The organism is Reichenbachiella versicolor (assembly GCF_003171675.1).
Taxonomy (GTDB): domain Bacteria; phylum Bacteroidota; class Bacteroidia; order Cytophagales; family Cyclobacteriaceae; genus Reichenbachiella; species Reichenbachiella versicolor.
This window is the reverse complement of record NZ_QFZQ01000008.1, coordinates 134,256-154,425: the sequence shown is the minus strand read 5'-3', so window position 1 is coordinate 154,425 and position 20,170 is coordinate 134,256. Positions and strand designations below refer to the sequence as shown.

21 protein-coding genes are annotated in these 20,170 nt (G+C 36.1%); 5 read left to right on the top strand and 16 right to left on the bottom strand.

Translation table 11 applies throughout. The features are described from left to right. The first annotated feature begins 8 nt into the window (after positions 1 to 8). The gene (locus DKG80_RS16740; protein ID WP_109832522.1) at positions 9 to 1,190 is read left to right on the top strand and encodes a THUMP-like domain-containing protein; all 1,182 of its coding nucleotides are present in this window, start codon (positions 9 to 11) and stop codon (positions 1,188 to 1,190) included. On the opposite strand, the gene DKG80_RS16735 is transcribed toward DKG80_RS16740, so the two are convergent. The 6 genes from DKG80_RS16735 to DKG80_RS16710 form a co-directional block, all read right to left on the bottom strand. After that, positions 1,183 to 1,950 carry a hypothetical protein gene (locus DKG80_RS16735; RefSeq protein ID WP_109832521.1) on the bottom strand — a complete coding sequence of 256 codons (768 nt, stop codon included), beginning with the start codon at positions 1,948 to 1,950 and terminating at the stop codon, positions 1,183 to 1,185. The two genes, DKG80_RS16740 and DKG80_RS16735, sit on opposite strands and share 8 nt — an antisense overlap. Then, positions 1,947 to 2,729 carry a hypothetical protein gene (locus DKG80_RS16730; RefSeq protein WP_109832520.1) on the bottom strand — a complete coding sequence of 261 codons (783 nt, stop codon included), beginning with the start codon at positions 2,727 to 2,729 and terminating at the stop codon, positions 1,947 to 1,949. The genes DKG80_RS16735 and DKG80_RS16730 overlap by 4 nt, the downstream gene beginning before the upstream one ends. 35 nt (positions 2,730 to 2,764) lie before the next feature. Then, complete coding sequence (locus tag DKG80_RS16725; RefSeq protein WP_109832519.1) at positions 2,765 to 3,130, bottom strand: response regulator; 366 nt, start codon at positions 3,128 to 3,130, stop codon at positions 2,765 to 2,767. Positions 3,131 to 3,232: 102 nt separating this feature from the next. After that, positions 3,233 to 3,607, bottom strand: coding sequence for a response regulator (locus DKG80_RS16720; RefSeq protein ID WP_109832518.1), 375 nt, complete (start codon positions 3,605 to 3,607; stop codon positions 3,233 to 3,235). Between the two features lie 158 nt (positions 3,608 to 3,765). Next, positions 3,766 to 4,002 carry a hypothetical protein gene (locus tag DKG80_RS16715; RefSeq protein ID WP_109832517.1) on the bottom strand — a complete coding sequence of 79 codons (237 nt, stop codon included), beginning with the start codon at positions 4,000 to 4,002 and terminating at the stop codon, positions 3,766 to 3,768. After that, on the bottom strand, positions 3,977 to 4,576 hold the full coding sequence (locus DKG80_RS16710; protein ID WP_109832516.1) for an RNA polymerase sigma factor: 600 nt from the start codon (positions 4,574 to 4,576) through the stop codon (positions 3,977 to 3,979). The genes DKG80_RS16715 and DKG80_RS16710 overlap by 26 nt, the downstream gene beginning before the upstream one ends. 269 nt (positions 4,577 to 4,845) lie before the next feature. On the opposite strand from DKG80_RS16710, the gene DKG80_RS16705 reads away from it, so the two are divergent. From DKG80_RS16705 to purB, 3 genes are all read left to right on the top strand, one after another. Continuing rightward, entirely contained in the window at positions 4,846 to 5,127 is a 282-nt protein-coding gene (locus DKG80_RS16705) for a DUF427 domain-containing protein (protein WP_109832515.1), read from the top strand. Between the two features lie 82 nt (positions 5,128 to 5,209). After that, positions 5,210 to 6,580, top strand: coding sequence for an NADP-specific glutamate dehydrogenase (gene gdhA / locus DKG80_RS16700; RefSeq protein ID WP_109832514.1), 1,371 nt, complete (start codon positions 5,210 to 5,212; stop codon positions 6,578 to 6,580). A gap of 327 nt (positions 6,581 to 6,907) precedes the next feature. Beyond that, entirely contained in the window at positions 6,908 to 8,263 is a 1,356-nt protein-coding gene (gene purB, locus DKG80_RS16695) for an adenylosuccinate lyase (protein WP_109832513.1), read from the top strand. A gap of 57 nt (positions 8,264 to 8,320) precedes the next feature. Here the strand turns inward: purB and DKG80_RS16690 are convergent, their stop codons facing one another. The 7 genes from DKG80_RS16690 to DKG80_RS16660 form a co-directional block, all read right to left on the bottom strand. Then, entirely contained in the window at positions 8,321 to 8,767 is a 447-nt protein-coding gene (locus DKG80_RS16690; protein WP_109832512.1) for a hypothetical protein, read from the bottom strand. 25 nt (positions 8,768 to 8,792) lie between these two features. Next, complete coding sequence (locus tag DKG80_RS16685; RefSeq protein WP_109832511.1) at positions 8,793 to 9,050, bottom strand: DUF493 family protein; 258 nt, start codon at positions 9,048 to 9,050, stop codon at positions 8,793 to 8,795. 64 nt (positions 9,051 to 9,114) lie between these two features. After that, entirely contained in the window at positions 9,115 to 11,229 is a 2,115-nt protein-coding gene (locus tag DKG80_RS16680; RefSeq protein ID WP_109832510.1) for a peptidylprolyl isomerase, read from the bottom strand. 189 nt (positions 11,230 to 11,418) lie between these two features. Continuing rightward, positions 11,419 to 12,702, bottom strand: coding sequence for a hemolysin family protein (locus tag DKG80_RS16675; protein WP_109832509.1), 1,284 nt, complete (start codon positions 12,700 to 12,702; stop codon positions 11,419 to 11,421). Positions 12,703 to 12,869: 167 nt separating this feature from the next. After that, a complete protein-coding gene (gene lptC, locus DKG80_RS16670) occupies positions 12,870 to 13,520 on the bottom strand; it encodes an LPS export ABC transporter periplasmic protein LptC (protein ID WP_162555935.1) in 651 nt (216 codons plus the stop codon). Positions 13,521 to 13,585: 65 nt separating this feature from the next. Continuing rightward, positions 13,586 to 14,899, bottom strand: a complete 1,314-nt coding sequence (locus DKG80_RS16665; protein ID WP_109832507.1) for a tetratricopeptide repeat protein — start codon at positions 14,897 to 14,899, stop codon at positions 13,586 to 13,588. Positions 14,900 to 14,984: 85 nt separating this feature from the next. Continuing rightward, positions 14,985 to 16,244, bottom strand: coding sequence for a hypothetical protein (locus DKG80_RS16660; protein ID WP_109832506.1), 1,260 nt, complete (start codon positions 16,242 to 16,244; stop codon positions 14,985 to 14,987). Between the two features lie 336 nt (positions 16,245 to 16,580). On the opposite strand from DKG80_RS16660, the gene DKG80_RS16655 reads away from it, so the two are divergent. Beyond that, positions 16,581 to 18,059, top strand: coding sequence for a sodium:proton antiporter (locus DKG80_RS16655; protein ID WP_109832505.1), 1,479 nt, complete (start codon positions 16,581 to 16,583; stop codon positions 18,057 to 18,059). 77 nt (positions 18,060 to 18,136) lie between these two features. On the opposite strand, the gene ribH is transcribed toward DKG80_RS16655, so the two are convergent. The 3 genes from ribH to cobA form a co-directional block, all read right to left on the bottom strand. Next, complete coding sequence (gene ribH, locus DKG80_RS16650) at positions 18,137 to 18,613, bottom strand: 6,7-dimethyl-8-ribityllumazine synthase (RefSeq protein ID WP_109832504.1); 477 nt, start codon at positions 18,611 to 18,613, stop codon at positions 18,137 to 18,139. Between the two features lie 85 nt (positions 18,614 to 18,698). Further along, complete coding sequence (locus tag DKG80_RS16645; protein WP_109832503.1) at positions 18,699 to 19,343, bottom strand: precorrin-2 dehydrogenase/sirohydrochlorin ferrochelatase family protein; 645 nt, start codon at positions 19,341 to 19,343, stop codon at positions 18,699 to 18,701. Positions 19,344 to 19,346: 3 nt separating this feature from the next. After that, positions 19,347 to 20,102, bottom strand: coding sequence for a uroporphyrinogen-III C-methyltransferase (gene cobA / locus DKG80_RS16640; RefSeq protein ID WP_109832502.1), 756 nt, complete (start codon positions 20,100 to 20,102; stop codon positions 19,347 to 19,349). Between the last annotated feature and the right edge of the window lie 68 nt (positions 20,103 to 20,170).

The window sequence follows — 20,170 nt, the reverse complement described above, 5'->3', positions numbered from 1 at the left end:
CACTCACAGTGCAAGAATTAAGGCGGCAGGATATTCAATCTTTCATCAAAAAACATGAGAAAGAAGATCCTGTCTCTTTAGTTTTATCAGCATCTAAATTCCCTAGCCTTCCAATCCAACTTATTGCCGCACAAATAAAATCTCGTCAAAAGGCAATAACCAAGTTACCTTCACTCTATAAAATTCCAGATGTCATATTTCCTCATGGTGTCTCAATGGAGCAATGTTCATCCGAAGCTACTGCTCGATACAAAGCTCAACTGGTTGAAGAAAGGGACTCACTCACCGATTTATCTGGAGGGTTTGGTATTGACACCTATTTCTTTTCTCAAAGAGTCAAAAAAACTATTCATGTTGAGAAAAATCCAGAATTATCTCAACTAGCCTTATCCAATTATAAAGCTCTTAACGCAGAGATAACTTGTATACATAATAGCGCTGAAAACTATCTCAAAAACGAAAAAACAGCCGCGAAAGTCTATTATATAGATCCAGCCAGAAGGGATGAAAACAATAAAAAAGTCTTTGCTCTTTCTGACTGCCAGCCTGATTTAACTAAGATCTTACCAGAAATTGAGAAACGGAATGCTAAATTAATAGTGAAGCTTTCTCCTATGCTAGATATAGAACAGGCTATGAATCAACTAAACTCAGTAAATGAAATACACACTGTTTCAGTTGACAATGAATGCAAAGAACTTCTTTTCATAATTACAAAAGAACCGCGCCCTGTTACTTTTCATACAATCAATCTACTAAAAAATGGCGGCACTCAATTATTCCTATTTTCCAAAAAAGAAGAGGAAGAAGTTCCATCATTCTCTATGCCGTCTAACTATCTCTATGAACCTAACGCTTCAATCATGAAAGCTGGTGGATTCAATAGTATTTCAAATAAGCTTGGATTAACTAAACTTCATCGAAACTCTCATCTGTATTCTAGCCCCGAAATAATTCCTAATTTCCCTGGGCGTTCCTTTAAAATACTCAAACAAATTGCTTTAAATAAAAAAAAGTTAAAAGCTGAAATACCATCAATGAAAGCCAACTTAACTGTTAGAAACTATCCACAAGATGTCTCTAATATTCGGAAAAAAACAGGTTTAAAAGAAGGTGGTCAGTTGTACATTTTTGCTACGACCTTAATGGACGGAACCAACACTGGAATACTTTGCGAGAAAATTAATTAATCAGTTTAATAAACATCTCTTTCCAATCTTCATGCCCTTTGAAACTATTTAAAAGTGCGTTTTTAAGATAGCCTGGGACCTCTTCCTTATTATCTAACCTTTTAATAACATCCCTTAGCATTTCGTTGACTTCTGACTTATTTTCTAAGTCACTATCTGCTACTTCGGCTACTAATGCTTGAAATGTCAAAGCATCTTGTTGATTTAACTTATTTAGGCTCTCAGCATCAATGAGCTGTTTAGCTTGGATATCCATCACACAGTCATTGTACTGAACGACTATCTGGGCTAAGTTATTTTTTGAAAACCCTTTAGCACTCACTTTAGCTAAAACATCACTGCATTCTGCAACCATTGCCTTTAATTTCGACTTAAATCCTTGAGCAGAAATCTCTAACGGTTTCCAGCCTTCTTTAAACAATGTCTTAGTGTCAAAATCAAGGCGCTTTGTTTTATTTGGATCGACCATCAAGTAATAGTTCAAAACTCCTTTCTCTATTACTTTAGCATAATAATGATGTTTCTTAATTTTTACTGTAACATATTCCTCTCCGTCCAATTCGACCTTTTCAACATCATATGCCGCTAACTTGGTCAAACCTTCGTCGTTCTTTACAGCAACTTTGTCTTGGCCATATCGACCTTTTAAATCAAAATAAACTTTCCCTTCAAGAGTCTTGCCCTCTTTGGTCAAAACATAATCCTTGGCATGTATCGAAAATGAAAGCGCAAAAAGAAGTACAAAAAGGGTTACTCTCATCGATTATACTTTTCTAGAAGTTTATTGAATTCTTGACTCAATTTATCATCTTGATTCAAAATAGAATGTATTGAGTTAATAAGATATGTTGGTACATTCTTTCCAATGTTGACTTTCCCTTGCACATCATTAATCATTTCAACAAGATCTTCCTTATCCGCAATTTGACTTTCTCGAATTCTTTGAATTAAAACTTTAAAATCTGCTATGTCTTTATCAACATCCTCCTTTGTGAACAACGCTACAGTACGATTATCCATACATGAATTATATTCATTCACTATTTCTTGTATGTTTTTGATCTTGTAGTTTCCCGCTTCTTCAACTTTTGAATTAACCACGCAATCTTCTAGAAACTTCTTTGTAACCCTTTTGAAAGTAAGCAAAGAAACCATTAGTTGCTCTCCTGTTCTTTTTACCAATACCTTTTGAATAAATTGTGTAGATGTTTCTCCATCGGTACCTCTTACATGATAAAGGCTCAAGAAGCCTTCACTTACAACTTCACCAAACTGTTGTTTCTGATTCAACTTTATAGGTATGTAATCAAAACCATTAAGATGGGCACGTTTTATTTGCCAAGGCATCATCGTAAACTTTCCAGAATCGGCTTTGACCCTGATACGATCATGATCATACTTATCTCTCATATCTATATACATCCTTGCGCGGATAGTATCTCCTTTAAGATTTATGACCCAATTATTTTTGTCTTTCGAGTGTGCAGATAATGCAGCAGAAAAGAAAAGAAAAAAAAGTAGTGATTTTCTAAATATCATTTGACAAATGTAACCTCATTTATCAATAAACCAGATTAATGAAGTTGTGTGAGTTTATCGACCTCTGTTATTATTCTTTGACGATCAAATGGTTTTGGCAAATAACCGCTTAAATACCCTTCTTCTATAGCCCTGTCTATTTCACTATTTCTCATGAAGGCAGATATCATAATAATATGCTTATCGAATTTTTCACTAGCTTCTCGGGCAAGTTCTAAACCGTCCCGGTTAGGCATTCTCCAGTCGGTAAATATTACCTCGATGTCATCATGCACATCTAGTAGTTCAAGTGCCTGATCTACAGAATTGGCTTTGAAAACCTTGAAGTTATGATTAAGAAGCATATCAAATAGCTCTAAATTCATTTCTTCATCATCTACATAAAGTATCGGTTTTTTCATAGATCAACAATTTCTGTTAGAGACACTACCAAATTTAAAAAGGAAAAATGATAGCACAATATTTATTTCAATTGGCTAATAACAGGAAAAGACCGTTTACCCTTAATTTAATAAACCCAACTCTTTGGTTTTAGTAAGAAAACTTTCACGATCAAGAGGTTTTGAAAAATAAGCCTTTAAGACGCCATTGGCTATTGCATCATCAATTTCTCTATTTTTCATGTATGCGGATAGCATCATGATTTTTTTATCCTTAAAAAGTGACTTGGCTTTACGAGCAAAAGATAAGCCATCCATTTTAGGCATGCTCCAGTCTGTAATCACCAATTTTATTTCTGGATTTTCTGAGAGAATTTCTAAAGCACCCTGTCCAGAATCCGCTTTGTAAACATTAAAAGTAGATTGTAACAACATCTCAAAGATGTATCTATTAATCTCTTCATCATCTACATACAATATCGAACTCTTACTATCCATTCTCCAATTCGTGGTTAGTACTAATATAATAGGACTATAAAACGAATAAAAATGTTTACGATGGATGAGATTTTTTTAATGACCAGCGTAGCCATATTATAGATAAACAAATGAGCCTGACTCTATCGAATCAGGCTCATTTGTTTATCTATACATTATTAATGTGCACTTTGAGTGTTAAAACTCGAAGAATAATTAAATGTTTTCTCCATCGATAAATCTGCTGTGTCAAAAGAGAGTCTATCTAAGAGTCTCTTAGCAAATTCTAGATTGAAGATTTCCTCTTGTAAATCCGCATCTAACATAGCAGCATTTTGGATTTCACTTTTTTCAGTTTCAGAAGATTCACCATAGATATAGCGCATCAAATCAAGTTCGGTAAACAGTGTTGTCATAGGCGATGTTTAGTTTGTCCATCTTTTTGCGCAAATTAATTAAAGCATAGCGCATTCGCCCAAGAGCAGTGTTTATACTTACGTTTGTGGACTCTGCGATATCCTGAAAACTCATTTGCATATAATGTCTCATTATAAGCACTTCACGTTGCGAATCTGGTAATTCTTGCACCAGTCGCTTCAATAGCTGATTAGTATCTTCTTTGATTTGCACAGATTCCATTGACCCTTCTGCAAATTCCATAGTGTCAAAAACGCGACTACCATCTTCAAGTACGATAGTAGGGTATCGTTTGTTCTTCCTAAAACTATCTATCGCCAGATTATGTGCGATTCTAAGTACCCAAGGCAAAAATTTACCTTCCTCATTGTACTTTCCAGATTTAATGGTATTTACTACTTTAATAAAAGCATCTTGCAGCAAATCCTCAGCTACATATTTGTCCTTGACGATCAAATAAATTGTAGTGAAAACCCTGGCTTTATGTCGAGTTACTAACTCTTCAAAAGCCATTTCATTTCCGTTTTTGTAAAGTGATACTAGTTCACTATCGCTGACACCTATTTTATTCATTGTAACACCTGTTTAGTTAACGCAGAGTTTTTTTCCATATTGTACATATGGTTAATCAGGTTCAGAATTATTCGGTGAATAAGATTGTGGGGAGAGTAAAATTATAAAATGCCTATTGACAATCCAAAGAAAAATATCTTTTTAATGCAATTTAATGTTGGTATGTTTCTATTTGAAGGTTGAAGACCTATATCAATTCATTTAAATACAAGACACTTTGGAACCCTAGTTCCCCTATTTCAGTTTATGAAAAAAACATTTGTTAAGACATGAAAGCAATTTGGAACGGACAGGTAATCGCTGAGAGTGATGATACTGTAATCATAGAAAATAATCACTATTTTCCTTCAGATAGTATAAAATCTGAATACTTTAACGAAAGTAAAACACACACCACTTGCCCTTGGAAAGGAGTCGCTAGTTACTATACTCTCAATGTAAACGGACAAAAAAACGAAGACGCAGCGTGGTATTATCCTTCTGCATCAGAGCTTGCTAAAAAAATCGAAGGGTATGTCGCATTCTGGAAAGGGGTTGAAATCGTCAAATAAGTTTTTGATGGTTCAGAAAGAAACGACCTTTTGAGATTACGTTAAAAAACACGTATAAAATACAAAACAAAACCCGACATCAATGTCAAACATTATTACACCTAGCTCACTAGCTACAGAAGAGACTAAGCAGTTCATGAATGGACTTATCAAAAGAAATCCAGGTGAGCCTGAATTTCATCAAGCAGTCCAAGAAGTAGCGGAGTCTCTCATGCCATATATATTAGATAACAAAAAGTATAGAGAATCTCAGATCCTAGAAAGAATGACCGAACCAGATAGGGTCGTAATTTTTAGAGTAACCTGGGAAGATGATCAGGGAAATCTAAGAGCCAATAGAGCATGGAGAGTACAATTCAATAATTCTATCGGTCCATATAAAGGTGGAATGAGATTTCACCCTTCAGTGACTTTGAGTATCTTAAAATTCCTTGGATTCGAACAAACTTTCAAAAACAGTTTAACCACATTGCCAATGGGAGGAGCCAAAGGTGGTTCCAATTTTAATCCAAAAGGCAAAAGTGATCGTGAAGTGATGAGATTTTGTCATTCACTTATGATAGAACTGCATAGACATGTTGGTGAAGATACAGATATCCCAGCCGGAGATATAGGAGTAGGTGCTCGAGAGATTAGCTATATGTTTGGACAGTACAAAAGACTGGCTAACAAATTTACTGGTGTTCTTACAGGTAAAGGATTGGAATTTGGAGGTAGTTTGATTCGAACAGAAGCTACTGGATATGGTTGTATATACTTCACCAAACATATGCTAGAAATGATTGGAGAAGACTTTAATGGCAAACGAGCAGTTATTTCAGGGTCAGGAAATGTCGCTATTTATGCGGCTGAAAAACTGATCGAACTTGGGGCGAAAGTAGTCACTTTGTCAGATTCTGGTGGATACATATATGATAAAGACGGTATTGATGAAGAAAAGCTAGAATGGATTAAAGATCTAAAAATTGTCAGAAGGGGCAGAATCTCTGAATATGCAGAAAAATATGGCTGTGAATACCATTCAGGTAAAAGGCCGTGGAGTGTAGCATGCGATTTGGCGTTTCCATGTGCAACACAAAACGAACTGAATTTGAGTGAAGCTAAAACTCTGATTGAAAATGGAGTCATGGCTGTAGCGGAAGGAGCTAATATGCCTACAGAATTAGATGCAGCTCATGCATTCCAGTCAGCAGGTGTTCTTTATGGACCAGCCAAGGCCTCTAATGCAGGTGGTGTAGCCGTATCTGGTCTTGAGCAAAGTCAAAACTCACTCCGACTCTCTTGGACACGCGAAGAAGTAGACGAAAAACTTAAAAACATCATGTCCAACATTCATAATAAATGTGTAGCATATGGGACAGAACCTGATGGCTCTATCAATTATGTTAAAGGCGCTAATATCGCTGGTTTTGTAAAAGTAGCAGATGCTATGATTTCCTATGGAGCTGTTTAGAAATAAATAATTTCTATCAAACCTTTATAAAGATGAATTAAAATAGGAGCGAATTCAAAAGTCCACTCCTATTTTAGTTTTTATGTGAAGATGGGCATAAGCGCAATTGCTTTAGTGTTAACAATTCATATACAAGCGCCAATAGATCACCGAATGAATTTAGATATTACAGTAAAGTTGATTTGTACCAACCATTATCTAAACAATGGAAATTGACTTTTATAAAAGCCTTAACTATCATATAAACATTACTTTGGCTGCTTCACTTTACCTAGTTTTACAGTTCAATTTATAACCCCAAATTTTTTGGGACTAAACCACAGTATAATGCATTTAAATACACTGACAGCTATTTCACCGGTCGATGGTAGATATAGAAGACATACTGCTAGCATGGCAGAATATTTCTCTGAATATGGGCTGATCAAATATAGAGTTCATGTAGAAATTGAATATTTTATTGCTTTATGTCAGCACCCCCTTCCTCAACTCGAAAAGGTAGATAGCAGTGTATTTGGAAAACTTAGACAAATTGTTGTTGAGTTTAGTGAAGCTGATGCTACTGAGATCAAGGAAATAGAAAAAACTACCAATCACGATGTAAAAGCAGTAGAGTACTTTATTAAAAAAAGATTTGATGAATTAGGGCTAGAGCAGTTCAAAGAATTCATCCACTTTGGCTTGACCTCTCAGGATATAAATAACACTGCTATTCCATTGCAGCTGAAGCACGCCATGGACAATGAAGTAATTCCTATGCTAAATAATATAGCAGCTACTTTACTTGAAATGTCTGAAACATGGAAGGACGTATCTATGTTGGCTAAAACTCATGGCCAACCTGCTTCTCCTACTAATCTTGGTAAGGAAATACTTGTCTTTCAAGAAAGGTTAAACCAACAACTCAATATGCTAGATAGTATCAGATATGGAGCGAAGTTTGGTGGTGCTACAGGAAACATGAATGCTCATCATATAGCATATCCTGAAATAGATTGGAATAAATTTGCCAATAACTTTGTAGACAATATTCTTGGGTTGAGAAGAAGTTATCCAACTACTCAAATTGAGCACTATGATGACATGGCAGCTTTATTTGACAATTTGAAGCGAATTAGCACTATTCTAATTGACTTCAGTAGAGATGTATGGCAGTATATCTCTATGGGATACTTCAAACAAAAAGTGATCAAAGGTGAAGTAGGATCGTCTGCTATGCCACACAAGGTAAATCCAATTGACTTTGAAAATGCTGAAGGTAACCTAGGTATAGGGAATGCTATATTCGAACACCTCGCTTCTAAACTTCCTATATCTAGACTTCAAAGAGACCTTACAGATTCAACTGTACTTAGGAACATCGGAGTTCCTGTTGGCCATTTATATATAGCGTTAAAGTCCTTAGAAAAAGGAATGTCAAAACTCGAACTTAATCAACAGGCTATAGAATACGACCTAGATCAAAATTGGGCAGTAGTTTCTGAGGCGATACAAACAATTTTAAGAAGAGAAGCATATCCGGAACCTTACGAAGCACTGAAAGCACTGACCAGAGGTAATCAAGAAATTACCCAGTTATCACTTGCTGAGTTCATTGATTCTTTAAATGTTAGTGATGAATTAAAAGTCGATTTGAAAAAGATAACTCCTTTTAATTATACAGGAATTAACCCTTTAAAATAATAATTGGCCTTGGAGGTTTTCTAAATACAAAACCTCCAAGGTAACCCTTTTAAACTATCATCCCCGATAGTCTCCACTAACTCTAGCGCAATTCTTAAATTCTCTTTTCACTTTAGTTTTCCAGAATGGACTCTTAGTAAAAATTAGACCAAATTGGACGCCAAAATTGTGTGTAATACGACTCAATTCTCTACCCAATGACTCCTTTCTATGATGAAGCTGGTATACGAAGCCATATTTATGTGTGACGCTTACAGCACATGGATTACCTATTAAAAGCTTGCTACCCTTTTTTTTATAAATGTACTTGTAATCTGGGCTTAGATGCAAGTATTTCTTATTCTTGCGATCTTCGTTTTCTCCTTGCCAGTCTTTGACTTCATTAGTTGTTTTATTTGTTTTAGGTCTATTACTTTTTCTAGATTGAGCAATAGCATCGAACCTACCCCAGCAAAGAAGAGTAAGCGTTAATAAAGCGATAAATTGGATATAAGAGCCTCTCACAATATCAAATATAGTGATCGTGCAATTACAACGATATGATGCCTTTAATTTTCTTAGCCTCAGTATATACTTCTATAATATGATCCGCTGATTCCATCATACTCTTAATAGTCATACTAATGTATTTTCCTGAAGATGACGGCTTAGTAACAATCTCATTTTTGGGAAAAAGCAACTCTACCTCAGCTACCTTATCCTTAGGTACAATAAACTTGAACATGTATAAAGTAGGGAAATTGTGTACTTTCTCTAACTTCTCTTTAAATGCTTTAAAATCTTCCATATAAGAAAAAAGTCCTGATCGATAGATACCGATCAGGACTTAAATAAGTTTTTTGTTCTAAATTCTAGAAGAACTTGTATCTATTATCTTCAATATCTGCAAGTTCTTTAACGGCATTATCAACTTTTGCGTTGGTTCTTGGCTGAATTTTCTGTGTGATTTGGTTCTGATAAGGAACATAATCAGAAATCTCTGGTCCTTCTAACTTACTAACCAATTCAATCAAAATCACACCGTTACTAATAGCAAATGGCTGAGTTCTCTCTCCTGATTCCATAGAGAATATAGTTCCTACTGCTTCTGGTGCTAATCCTACACTTTGAAGGGAGTTACTTGTCAATTTAAGACTAGGCATACTATAATACTTGGCATTATTTCCTTCATAGTCAATTGCCATTTGTGCTAGAGCACCATCTACAGCCTTTAATTTCTCAATAATAATATCAGCTTTCTTCTGATCTTTTACCTTCTTCTCTATTTCGAATCTAACACTCTCGAGATTTGCTACGCCTTTTTCCTGCTCATCTGCTACCGCAGCTATCACATAAGTATTATCTATCTCAAATACATCAGATACATCACCTACATTAGCCTTGTTGTATGCCCAAAAAACAATATTTCTACCTTCTGATATAGAGTTTAACCTTCTATCATTTTTACCAATATTAGACGCCGTTGAAACTGTCAATCCTTGTTCTTTTGCACTAGTTTCAAGATCTTCCAAAGACTTAGCTCCCATAGCGAAAGTTTCTGCTTGACGATAAACTTCGTTTCTAGTTTCATCACTAATGAAAATCTCGAGGCTTACTTTGGCAATATCATAACTCTGGTTAGTCTTAGCAGCAGTTACGTCAATTATATGGTAACCAAATTGAGTTTCAACTACGTCTGGAAGCAACCCTTCAGACGATCTGGCAAATACTGCATCATCAAATTCTTTCACCATTTGTTTGCCTTGAGCAAACCAACCTAAATCTCCACCTCTAGAAGCCGTACCATCTGTGCCATGCACTCTAGCCATTTCGGCAAAGTCAGCACCATTCTTAATTTGTCTTAAAATATCTCTAGCCTCTTTTTTCGCAGCTGCTTTAGCGGTAGAAGTTTCATCATCCCATTTAAACAAAATATGACTTGCTTTTGCCGAATAATCTTCAGACTCTTCAACGGATACGACTTTATAAATTGTGTAAAAGCCACTTTCAATCACAGGGTCTGTCACTTCTCCTACTGCTAGGATATTTCCATCGACTTGAACTGCCTCGGGAAGGTTTTCAAGTGTATAATTCTTGAATGGGTCAGTTCCTTCTGAATTTACTGTAGCAAAAAGTGAATCCGTAGTTGAAACAGCCAACTCGGCTTTAAGCTGTACAATCTCTTCCTTTACCATCGCCGTATCAGCTGATGAAGCAATCACATCAAACGATACATATTTAATTTCTTTTGTCTCTTCTTTCTCGTATTCTTCCCTATTATCAGACAAGTAAGATTTTAACTCTGCATCTGTAACCGTTACCGAACTATCAGGAACACTATAATAAGGAACATAAATATAGTTCACCTCAGCAGTCGCGGTAGTATTTTTATAAAGCTCTTTAGCTTCTTCTATAGACGCAAAAGTAGATTTCACAAGCATGTTGTTATACTTCTCTCTAAGTCTAGTAGGTGCAAGAGACTGTTCAAAATTGTACCAGCTCGCTTGCTGTGCAGGAGGCTGATTACTCAAATTACTTAAGAAAGTGATTACATTATCTATGGAAAATTCTCCTGTTTCAGGATTAGTAAATGCTTGTCTGATCTGAGGACTTATGTTATCTCCCTGAACCATATCTATTACTTCCTCAGGAGTAACCTCTAACCCAATCGAAGAAAACTGCTGATCAAAGGCAAGCTCTCCAATCAAAGCTTCCCAAGTTTGGTTTCTGATAAAAACCTGCTGAGCTGCAGTAGGACTTTGCCCTCTGTTATTTTGGACAAAGTTGTAAGTCATCTCTTCTTGTTTCGCAATAAAGTCTTTGTACGAAACCTTCTCACCTGCAATTTCTCCTACATTATCCCCCTTACCAAAAAGAGCTGATCCCGAATTGAAAAAGTCACCCACGATGAAGGCAAGAATAGAAACGCCTATCATTCCAACCAATACCTTGCTGCCTTTTTCTCGCAGCGTATTTATTAATGCCATGTTTATGTTGTTGTACCCCGACCAGTCGGGGAGTTTTAGTTATTTGAAAAAGTTAATAGAAGTAACCAACAACTATCAACTGTTCCTTCTGAATTTGTCAAACTAAGAAATGACCAAAGCCAAAGGAAGCGCAAAATAAGAAAGTCTCGATGTAATATCAAAAGAATAGTAAATGATCCCTCAATTGGTTTACAGAGTATTTTCTACTGGTTCAATTGTAAGCTTAACTTTTTCAATACGAGTATCTTCCATCAAGATGATTTCAAAAGAAAAGCCAGGTATTTCAATAGTTTGTCCTTGTTCAGGCAAGTTTTCGTTAAAGGTTAGAATCAAACCACCAATTGTATCATATTCACCTTCTGGTAACCCCCATTCATATGTTTCATTAAGATAATCTATTTCTTGGCGAGCACTAAGCATAAATTCTGTCTCTGTGATCTCTTCCTCAATCAAATCGTCATCATCGTGTTCATCTTTTATCTCACCAAATATCTCTTCTATAATATCTTCTAAACTTACAATACCTGAAGTTCCACCATATTCATCGACAACCAATGCCAAACTTTTACGCTCAGAAATAAGCTGTACTAGTAGCTCACTAGCAGACGCCGTTTGTGGAACAATGATGATTTTCGTTAAAATTGATTTAATATCATCTGGCTTCTTAAACATGGCCAGAGAATGACAATATCCAATAATATCATCTACAGACTCGTCATAAACTAAAATTTTCGAATGACCACTATCTATAAATTGCTGTTTCAGTTCATCAATAGAATCATTGACATCAACAGCAACAATTTCCGTCCGTGGAATCATGCATTCTCGGACTTTTATGGTTTTAAAATCTAAAGCATTGTTGAAATACTTAGCATCGATATCAGCATCTTGAGAATCTGATTCTTGACTACTATCATCGACAACAATATTCTTGATATAATGGTTAAGATCAGTTAATCCAAAAACCGGTCTGTCCTCCGAATACTCTAGTCTTAAAATATTCTTGATAAGAAATTTACTGGAGGCAGCTATTACTATGACTACAGGGCTGAGGACATAATAAATAATCAAAAACGGTATGGCCAGTGCCATTAAAAAACCATACGGATTAGTCAAAAATAAACTTTTCGGGATGTATTCTGCAGTAAACAAAACAATGATCGTCGAAATAATTGTTTGTCCTAATAGAACCAACAAATCATTGTTAATCCATTGTTGTAACCAAGGCTCTAGCAAGATTGCCATCAACATACCGTAAACCACTAGCGTGAGATTATTTCCAATCAGCGTAGTGGCTATAAACTTAGACGGTTGATTTGAAAACTTTGCTAGAATCCTACTAGAAAGTCCTCCTTGCTTTCCTTGAAGCTCTATATGAAGCTTATTTGTGGATATAAAGGCTATTTCTATTCCCGAAAACAATGCCGAAAAAAGGATGCATATTACAATACCGAAAAGGATGATCATATCCATAATGTGACGCTACCGCTTGTCCTTGCGAAGTTTATATAAAAGTATAAGAGATATACTTAACATGAAAATCCAATAGGCAGCCCCAAAGCCAAAGGACATGGTCTGATGTATGCCGATTAGGAAGAAGCCAGCTGATAAGGTCAGAATGATTACGTCGAGTAGTGCTTTCATTGTTCTTCTAGCTGAATTTCGCTTTCTTCATAAAAAATGGTATCTTCTTCAAACACCAGATCCGAATCAAAATCATCGTCAACAATCACCGTATCTTTTTTCTCTTCTGTGACGGTTTTCTTCCCTTTTACCAATGTCATTGTACCTGAAGGCTTCAAGATGGTATATTCTGTAAAACTCTGATCTGCTTCTAAACCTTCACCTGTCAAAACTTCATCACCTGTTGTAATAGTAACAAATTGATCACTATGAATGCGCTCATCCTTTGGTACCCAATAGAGTATTTCTGTAGTAAGATTATCACCAGCCTCTACGCTGTTCATTATGACATTTCCTTCTGCTTTATAATAATCTTCCTTCTTAAAGTAGTAGCCTGTTCTAGCTTTGAGAGTAGAGCTAATTCTACCATCTTTCGTGAAAAACTCTAAATATATTCCTTCAGGAAACTCTCTGTCTCCATTATTCAGTTCATTTTGAATAGCCGCAACCAGCCTTAGCTTGACTAAAGTAGAATCTGTAACTAAAACGTTGATGTTTTTCATAGCTACTGATGGACCTTCATATTTCTCATGTTCAAGCACCTCACTTTTGTGCTGACATGAAAATGCCAATGTGACAATAAATAATATGATAAAATGTTTTTTCACCAAAGTGCCTAAATAGAAAAGCACCTCCGTAATAGAAGGTGCTTTTAATTATTTTTTAACAGTTCTTATTCAGCTGGCCTTTTCTGTAATTTAACAGTCTCATTGATCCAACAACCTACTGTCATTGACTGCCCTTCTTCTAAACCTAATTCAAAAATTTCACCTATTGAAGGGAACTGAGCCTTAGCTTTTTTCATAAGTGCTGAATTGCCCGCTTTAGCATATTGACCATAAGCAGCTATAAATACCAATCTATCATCTACTCTACTTTCTCCTTTCTTACAATCATCATAACTGGCATAATACAAATCTCCAATAAAAACATATGCGTTCTTCATCGATGGATCATTTGACAATGCTTGCTTGGCTGAACTTCTAGCCTTAGACTTATAGCCTTGATTCCTGTAAGTTTTAGCTTTTGCTAAATGAATTTCTGCTTTAGTCAAATTGTCATCAGTCAAACCAAGTGCCTTATCATACCACTCAGTCGCTTTAGCGTAATCTTTGCTAGCTCCGTACTTGATAGCTATCACTTTAGCCATACCGGCATCTGGTTCTTGAGCAAAAACGATTTCTCCAGCTTCAATGAATGTAGGACTATCAGTACATTTAGCATTCAGCATTAATTTAAAAATCTTCTTAGCTAATTTGACATTTTTAGTTTCTCTCATCTTAGGAGCAAATTTGCTCTCGATGAACTCACAATCTACCTCAACTAAAGCAGAGAACAATTGATCTACTGAAGCTTGAGCCTTTACCAAGTAATCCTTACTTCTTTGAGATTTATTAGGGTCTGCCAACTTAGCGTCGAAAATATCTGAAATAGTACTGTATCTGTCTATGATACTCTCATCAGTCAAATCTCCAATTTTATAACCTTTACATCTTCTAATGACGTCCATGTAACCTAATAAATTACCATCAGCTACTTTTTCGCCTTTCATTTCATACACTTTCTGATAAAGTGATAATAAATCCTGAAGTTTGGTTTTATCCTGCTTAAAATACTTATAAGCCTTTGATGCTTTTCTATCAAGTACATTGGCTTCATCACCAAAATACTTTATACGGTCATCAAATAACTGCATGCATTTTTCTTGAAGCTCTACTTTTTTGACAGGATCCTTCTCCGCTGCCTGAAGTGCATCATAAATTTTAACACCGTTTACATATATAGACTTATTCAAGTCAGGACAATTGTCCAATAACCATTGGTGTGCTGGCTGAGCAGTAGCCCAGTCTTTACTCTTCACTGCGTCTGAGTATAGAGCATTTTTTTCTTTAGCTGTTTCTACGTCTTCGGGCCACTTCCACCCTGGCTGTGCCATCACTGTGACGCCTGCCATGAAGACCAATATGAATAGAATTTGTTTTTTCATTTTCTTTTAATTTTTCCCGCTAGTGAAAATCAGGTCGAAAATTATAACTATAGACCTTAATTCTCAAATAAAAGCGGTTCTAACATTAATTATATTTTCTTCTCACAAACCATCTATCATTCAACGTTGCGCCTAAAGTAAACTTAAAATAGTTCTCACGCACCAAATCATTTTTAGTGGTCCCTCTACCTCCATATTTGAAAGCCATATTCAAAGAGGACACTCCCCTTACAGGTAAAGACCAGCCAAAATTGATGCCAAAATCATTTATCTGCTTTCCATTAAACAAATATGGTAGCTGCTCATACTTGAATCCAATCCTGTATCTTACTCTAGCTAAATAGTTGTCAACATCATCATATTCAGGAACATACTCGAATCCAACTCCCGCAGTAAATGAATCTTTATATTCTGAGTTTTGATTGCTACTTAAGTCTGGGTTTTGATCCCAATCAGACCAAGTTACATCCACCCCTAACGAGTAATGATTTTCTTTAATGAGACCTAACCCAATTCCAATTTTAGATGGAAGTGAAAAATGATCATCTATAGACCTATCAGCAAATGGATCTGAAATATCACCAAATGTACCAGAAGAAAAAACTACATCTCTTGACCCACTAAGATCATTTGCCAAATCATATGTAGCTCCTAAAAATAAAAGTTTCTTGTTTTCAAAGGTCTTACGGTAAGAAACCCCTACTCCGTAGTCAAACCCCTTGTAATTGGTTGTTTCCGTATAGACATTTCTAATTTGACTGAAACCATCGCCTTTCAAAAAATAATCATTGGTATGCTCGGTAAACCCAAATAGAAAAGATGTTCTTAAACCAATAGATAACTCTTCAGTCAATTTAAAACCATTAGAAAACCTGAACTCTGACAACCCTCCAGAACCAACCAGTGAAATATCTGCTTCGTCTTCAGAACCTTCTACAGGAGCAGAAGTCGTAAGGTTATAGTTTACACTACTGTAAGGGTTCATTGACAAGCTCGTAGTCCACTTGTATGGTATAATTGGAAATGCAAAACTCAAGTATTTGTATCCAGAAGAGCCAGTAGAAGAACTTCCTTGAGCACTTGACAAATTTCGAGACTCAGCCTGAATGGCCAGCTCGAAAATGCTAAATGAATGAAGAACTAAGTTAGCAGGGTTGAGTGTATTGATACTCAACGGCTGAGGCATACCAATACCTACATCTCCCATACCTGCTTGATGTGAGGTTGTTCTTTCGTGAATTTCTCCAATTCCTATCGCTGTATATGGGGAAGAGGTGTTTTGCGCCAGCCCACTGAAGCTACTTAGGATAATAGTAGCTATCCCAGTCAATCTGATTAATTTCATTCCTATTTTTTCGAAAAAGCGTACTTTACCGCTAGTTTACAGGGCAGCAAAGATGTATGCTTTTATACTAGATTCAAAAATTTGAAGATTTTTCAAGTCTAAAGTCAACAAGTATGACAAGAAAAACTACAAACACTAGAAGAATGCTTTTTTTTATTAAATAGATGCTTGGTTTACCAATATTTAATTTCGAATACCTTTGAATTTATTATTCTGGTATATCTTTAGCGCCACAACTACTACAGCAGCTAATTTATTCACCCATTTACTTACTTTACATTTAAGTTATGTAGAGTAGGATGGGTACACATTAAATTTTATAGCCGAAGTACCCATATGCATAAGCTTCTTGTTTTTACAGTATTAATGCTAATAGGCCTAAGTGGTCTAGCATCAAATACAGAAGCCAACCTCCCAAATGAAACCTTTTGTGTAGTAGATTCCATCGTGAGTTCAGAAGATGGAGGCCACGCTAGCGATCATCATGCCCCAGCGTGGACCGTAGTTCCATTCGTTCTATTGCTATTGATGATAGCAACTGGACCTCTATTCTATGAACATTTCTGGCACAAAAGTTATCCGATCATAGCTTGTATCCTTGCAGCTATAGTCGTTTCATACTATTTGTTTGTCTTACACAATCACCACAGTCCAGTCCATGCATTAGCCGAATATGTACAATTTATTGCATTACTGAGTGGACTATACATCGCTTCTGGAGGCATTATGATTAATGTTGACAAAGAAGCTAAACCTACCACCAATGTAACCATTCTACTTATTGGAGCAGTGGCAGCAAATATTATCGGTACTACTGGAGCTTCAATGCTTTTGATTAGGCCATTTATAAGATTGAATAGAAATCGCATTAAAGCCTACCATATAATTTTCTTCATTTTTATGGTGAGTAATATCGGTGGTGCTTTGACCCCAATAGGTGACCCTCCATTATTCTTAGGTTTCCTAAAAGGGGTTCCTTTTTTCTGGACACTTGTCAACAACATAGTTCCTTGGGGACTAGCCTGCATCATACTTGCCACAACTTTCTTCATAATTGATAAAAATAATAAAGCGGACTACAGCTTTGGAGAAGACACGGAAGTCCCTACTGGAAAGACAACGCTTACCGGGACAAAAAACTTTGCTTGGCTTGCAGTTATCGTTGGGTCTGTTTTTCTAGATCCAAATGTCCTTGATTGGGTTCCCGCTATAATATATGAAGGTCAAAAATTTTCTTTTGTTAGAGAAATAATAATGCTATCGGCAGGTTTTGCATCGTACAAACTAGCAGATAAAAGAGCTATAGAAGGAAATGAATTTAATTTTGAACCAATAAAAGAAGTGGCTTTCATTTTTATTGGAATATTCGGAACCATGATGCCTGCTTTAGAATTGGTAGGTAATTACGCTCAATCCGAAGCTGGTTCGGCAATGATTACTCATAATACTTTGTATTGGGGAACTGGAATGCTCTCTGGATTTTTGGATAATGCTCCTACATATATTAATTTCTTAACTGCCGCAATGGCCTCTCAGGGAGCAAGTATCAATCACGCTACAGAAGTCGTTAGTTTTGCAAATAATGGATATACCAATTCAGCATTATATTTGAAAGCGATCTCTGTAGCTGCAGTGTTTTTTGGTTCAATGACTTACATCGGAAATGGTCCAAACTTCATGGTAAAATCCATTGCAGAACAGGTTGGTATTAAAATGCCTTCCTTCTTTGGGTATATCATCCGTTTTTCAATTCCATTCCTTTTACCCTTGTTTATAATTGTCTGGTTGATCTTCTTTTATTGGAATTTACTTTAATTACTTAAACAAGCTTGATAAAGACAGAAAGGGCTCATCATTAACTGATGAGCCCTTTCTGTCTTTATTCCTAGAAATTATATCCCCAGCATTTTAATAGCAGTAATAGCTGCTTCATCACCTTTATTTCCATGCTTTCCTCCAGCTCTGTCCAAAGCCTGCTGCTGAGTGTTTGGAGTTAACACACCAAAAATTACTGGCTTGCCATACTTTAACCCAACATCTGTCAAACCATGTGCAACTGCACTACAAATAAAGTCGAAATGTTTAGTCTCTCCTTGAATAACACAACCAATACAAATGACAGCATCTATTTCTGACTGCTCTGCCATCTTCTGAGCCCCTAAGCTAAGCTCATAACTACCTGGCACATCTACTCTATAAATGTTATCTGTAGCAGCACCATGCTGTTTTAGTGTTTCAATAGCTCCTTCACACAGAGCCTCCGTCACTTCTTCATTCCATTCCGAAACAACTATAGCGAAGTTCTTATCAGAGATGTCAATAATATTCTTTGAACTATATTCACTTAAGTTCTTAAGACTTGATGCCATTTTTATAATTTTTATTGTAGCGCAAATGTATGTCGAAGAATCATTTGATAGAGAATGTTCTAGAACATGACCGGTCAGAGTGCCTTTATTTCGAGAAAATAGACCTTATTTTACTCACAAACCCATCCTTTTTATTTCTATCATCACTCCAAACTGAAGTGACTGCATTTAGTTTATTTACCTTATACTCAAAATCTCCTTTCAATTGTTCTCGGATTTTGGTCATGTTTTCTAAAATATCATCAATACTGTCAGGAATTGAATCATTTAAAAATTCTTTTACTCTCTTAGCAACAGTTGGAGATTTCCCATTAGTAGAAATGCCGATCTTTAAATCACCTTTCTTCACTACGGATGAAAGATAAAAATCACACAATTCTGGTTTATCCGCAATATTGACCAAAACTCTTTTTTCCTTAGCGTCAGCTGCTACGATACCACTAATCTCAGGATCGTCTATTCCACAGATGGCAACTTGAGCTCCATCTAAATCAGATTTTTCATAAGGCTTTTCTACCAATTTAAGATTAGAATAGTTTTTAGCCTTTTCTTTTATCTCATCGCTAATTTCCTTAGCTACTAGCTTGATCCTAGTCTCCGGACTATTAGTAAGTACAGCGGATAATTTTTCCATTCCTACAAAACCTCCTCCCACAATTAAGAGATCGAGCTCTTCAAGTTTTAGGAATACGGGCATTAGATTATTTCCAAATTCAGCTGGACTTGACATGCATCAAATGTTTAGGGATTCTATTTCTTTTTTTAACTTATCCTCTCCAAGAGCGACTGTTTCTCCGATTACTATAATGGATGGAGCTCCAATCTCGTTCTCTACGACAAGACTATTAATATTGTTTACCCTCCCTATAACAATTTTCTGATTAGGCTTCGACCCATTCATAATAACTGCGGCTGGTGTATTTTCCTTACCATATGATTTGTAAACTTCTACAATCTCAGGAAGCTTTTTTACTCCCATTAATATAACACTAGTAGCCTGTGATTGAGCTGCCAAACCAATATCTTGAGACAATGTATGATCGGTTCGAACAGCTGTCATTACCCAAAAACTATCATTAATTCCTCTTCTCGTCAATGGGATTTGATTCAAAGCTGGAACGGAAATAGCACTTGTTACACCTGGTACTAAGTCTACCTCTATACCATGTTTTTCCGCAAATTCAAGTTCCTCATGACCTCTTCCAAACACATATGGATCGCCTCCCTTTAGCCTCACTACATGACCACTTTCCTTAGCATGTTCAACGATCATTTCATTTATTTTGTCTTGTTGATATGCATGCATGCTGGCTCTTTTCCCAACAAATATCTTCTTGACATTCGGTCCGCAATGATTCAACAATTCTTCATTGGCCAGAGCATCATATAGAACCACATCCGCGGACTTTAATACTTCTACTCCTTTTAATGTAAATAGTCCTGGATCACCAGGTCCAGCCCCTACTAATGTCAACTTTGCTTTGCCCATGTAGAAAAAAAGGCTACCTCAAAGTCTCGTCACTGCGAAGAATTCTTCGTTATGACAATCTTCAAGGT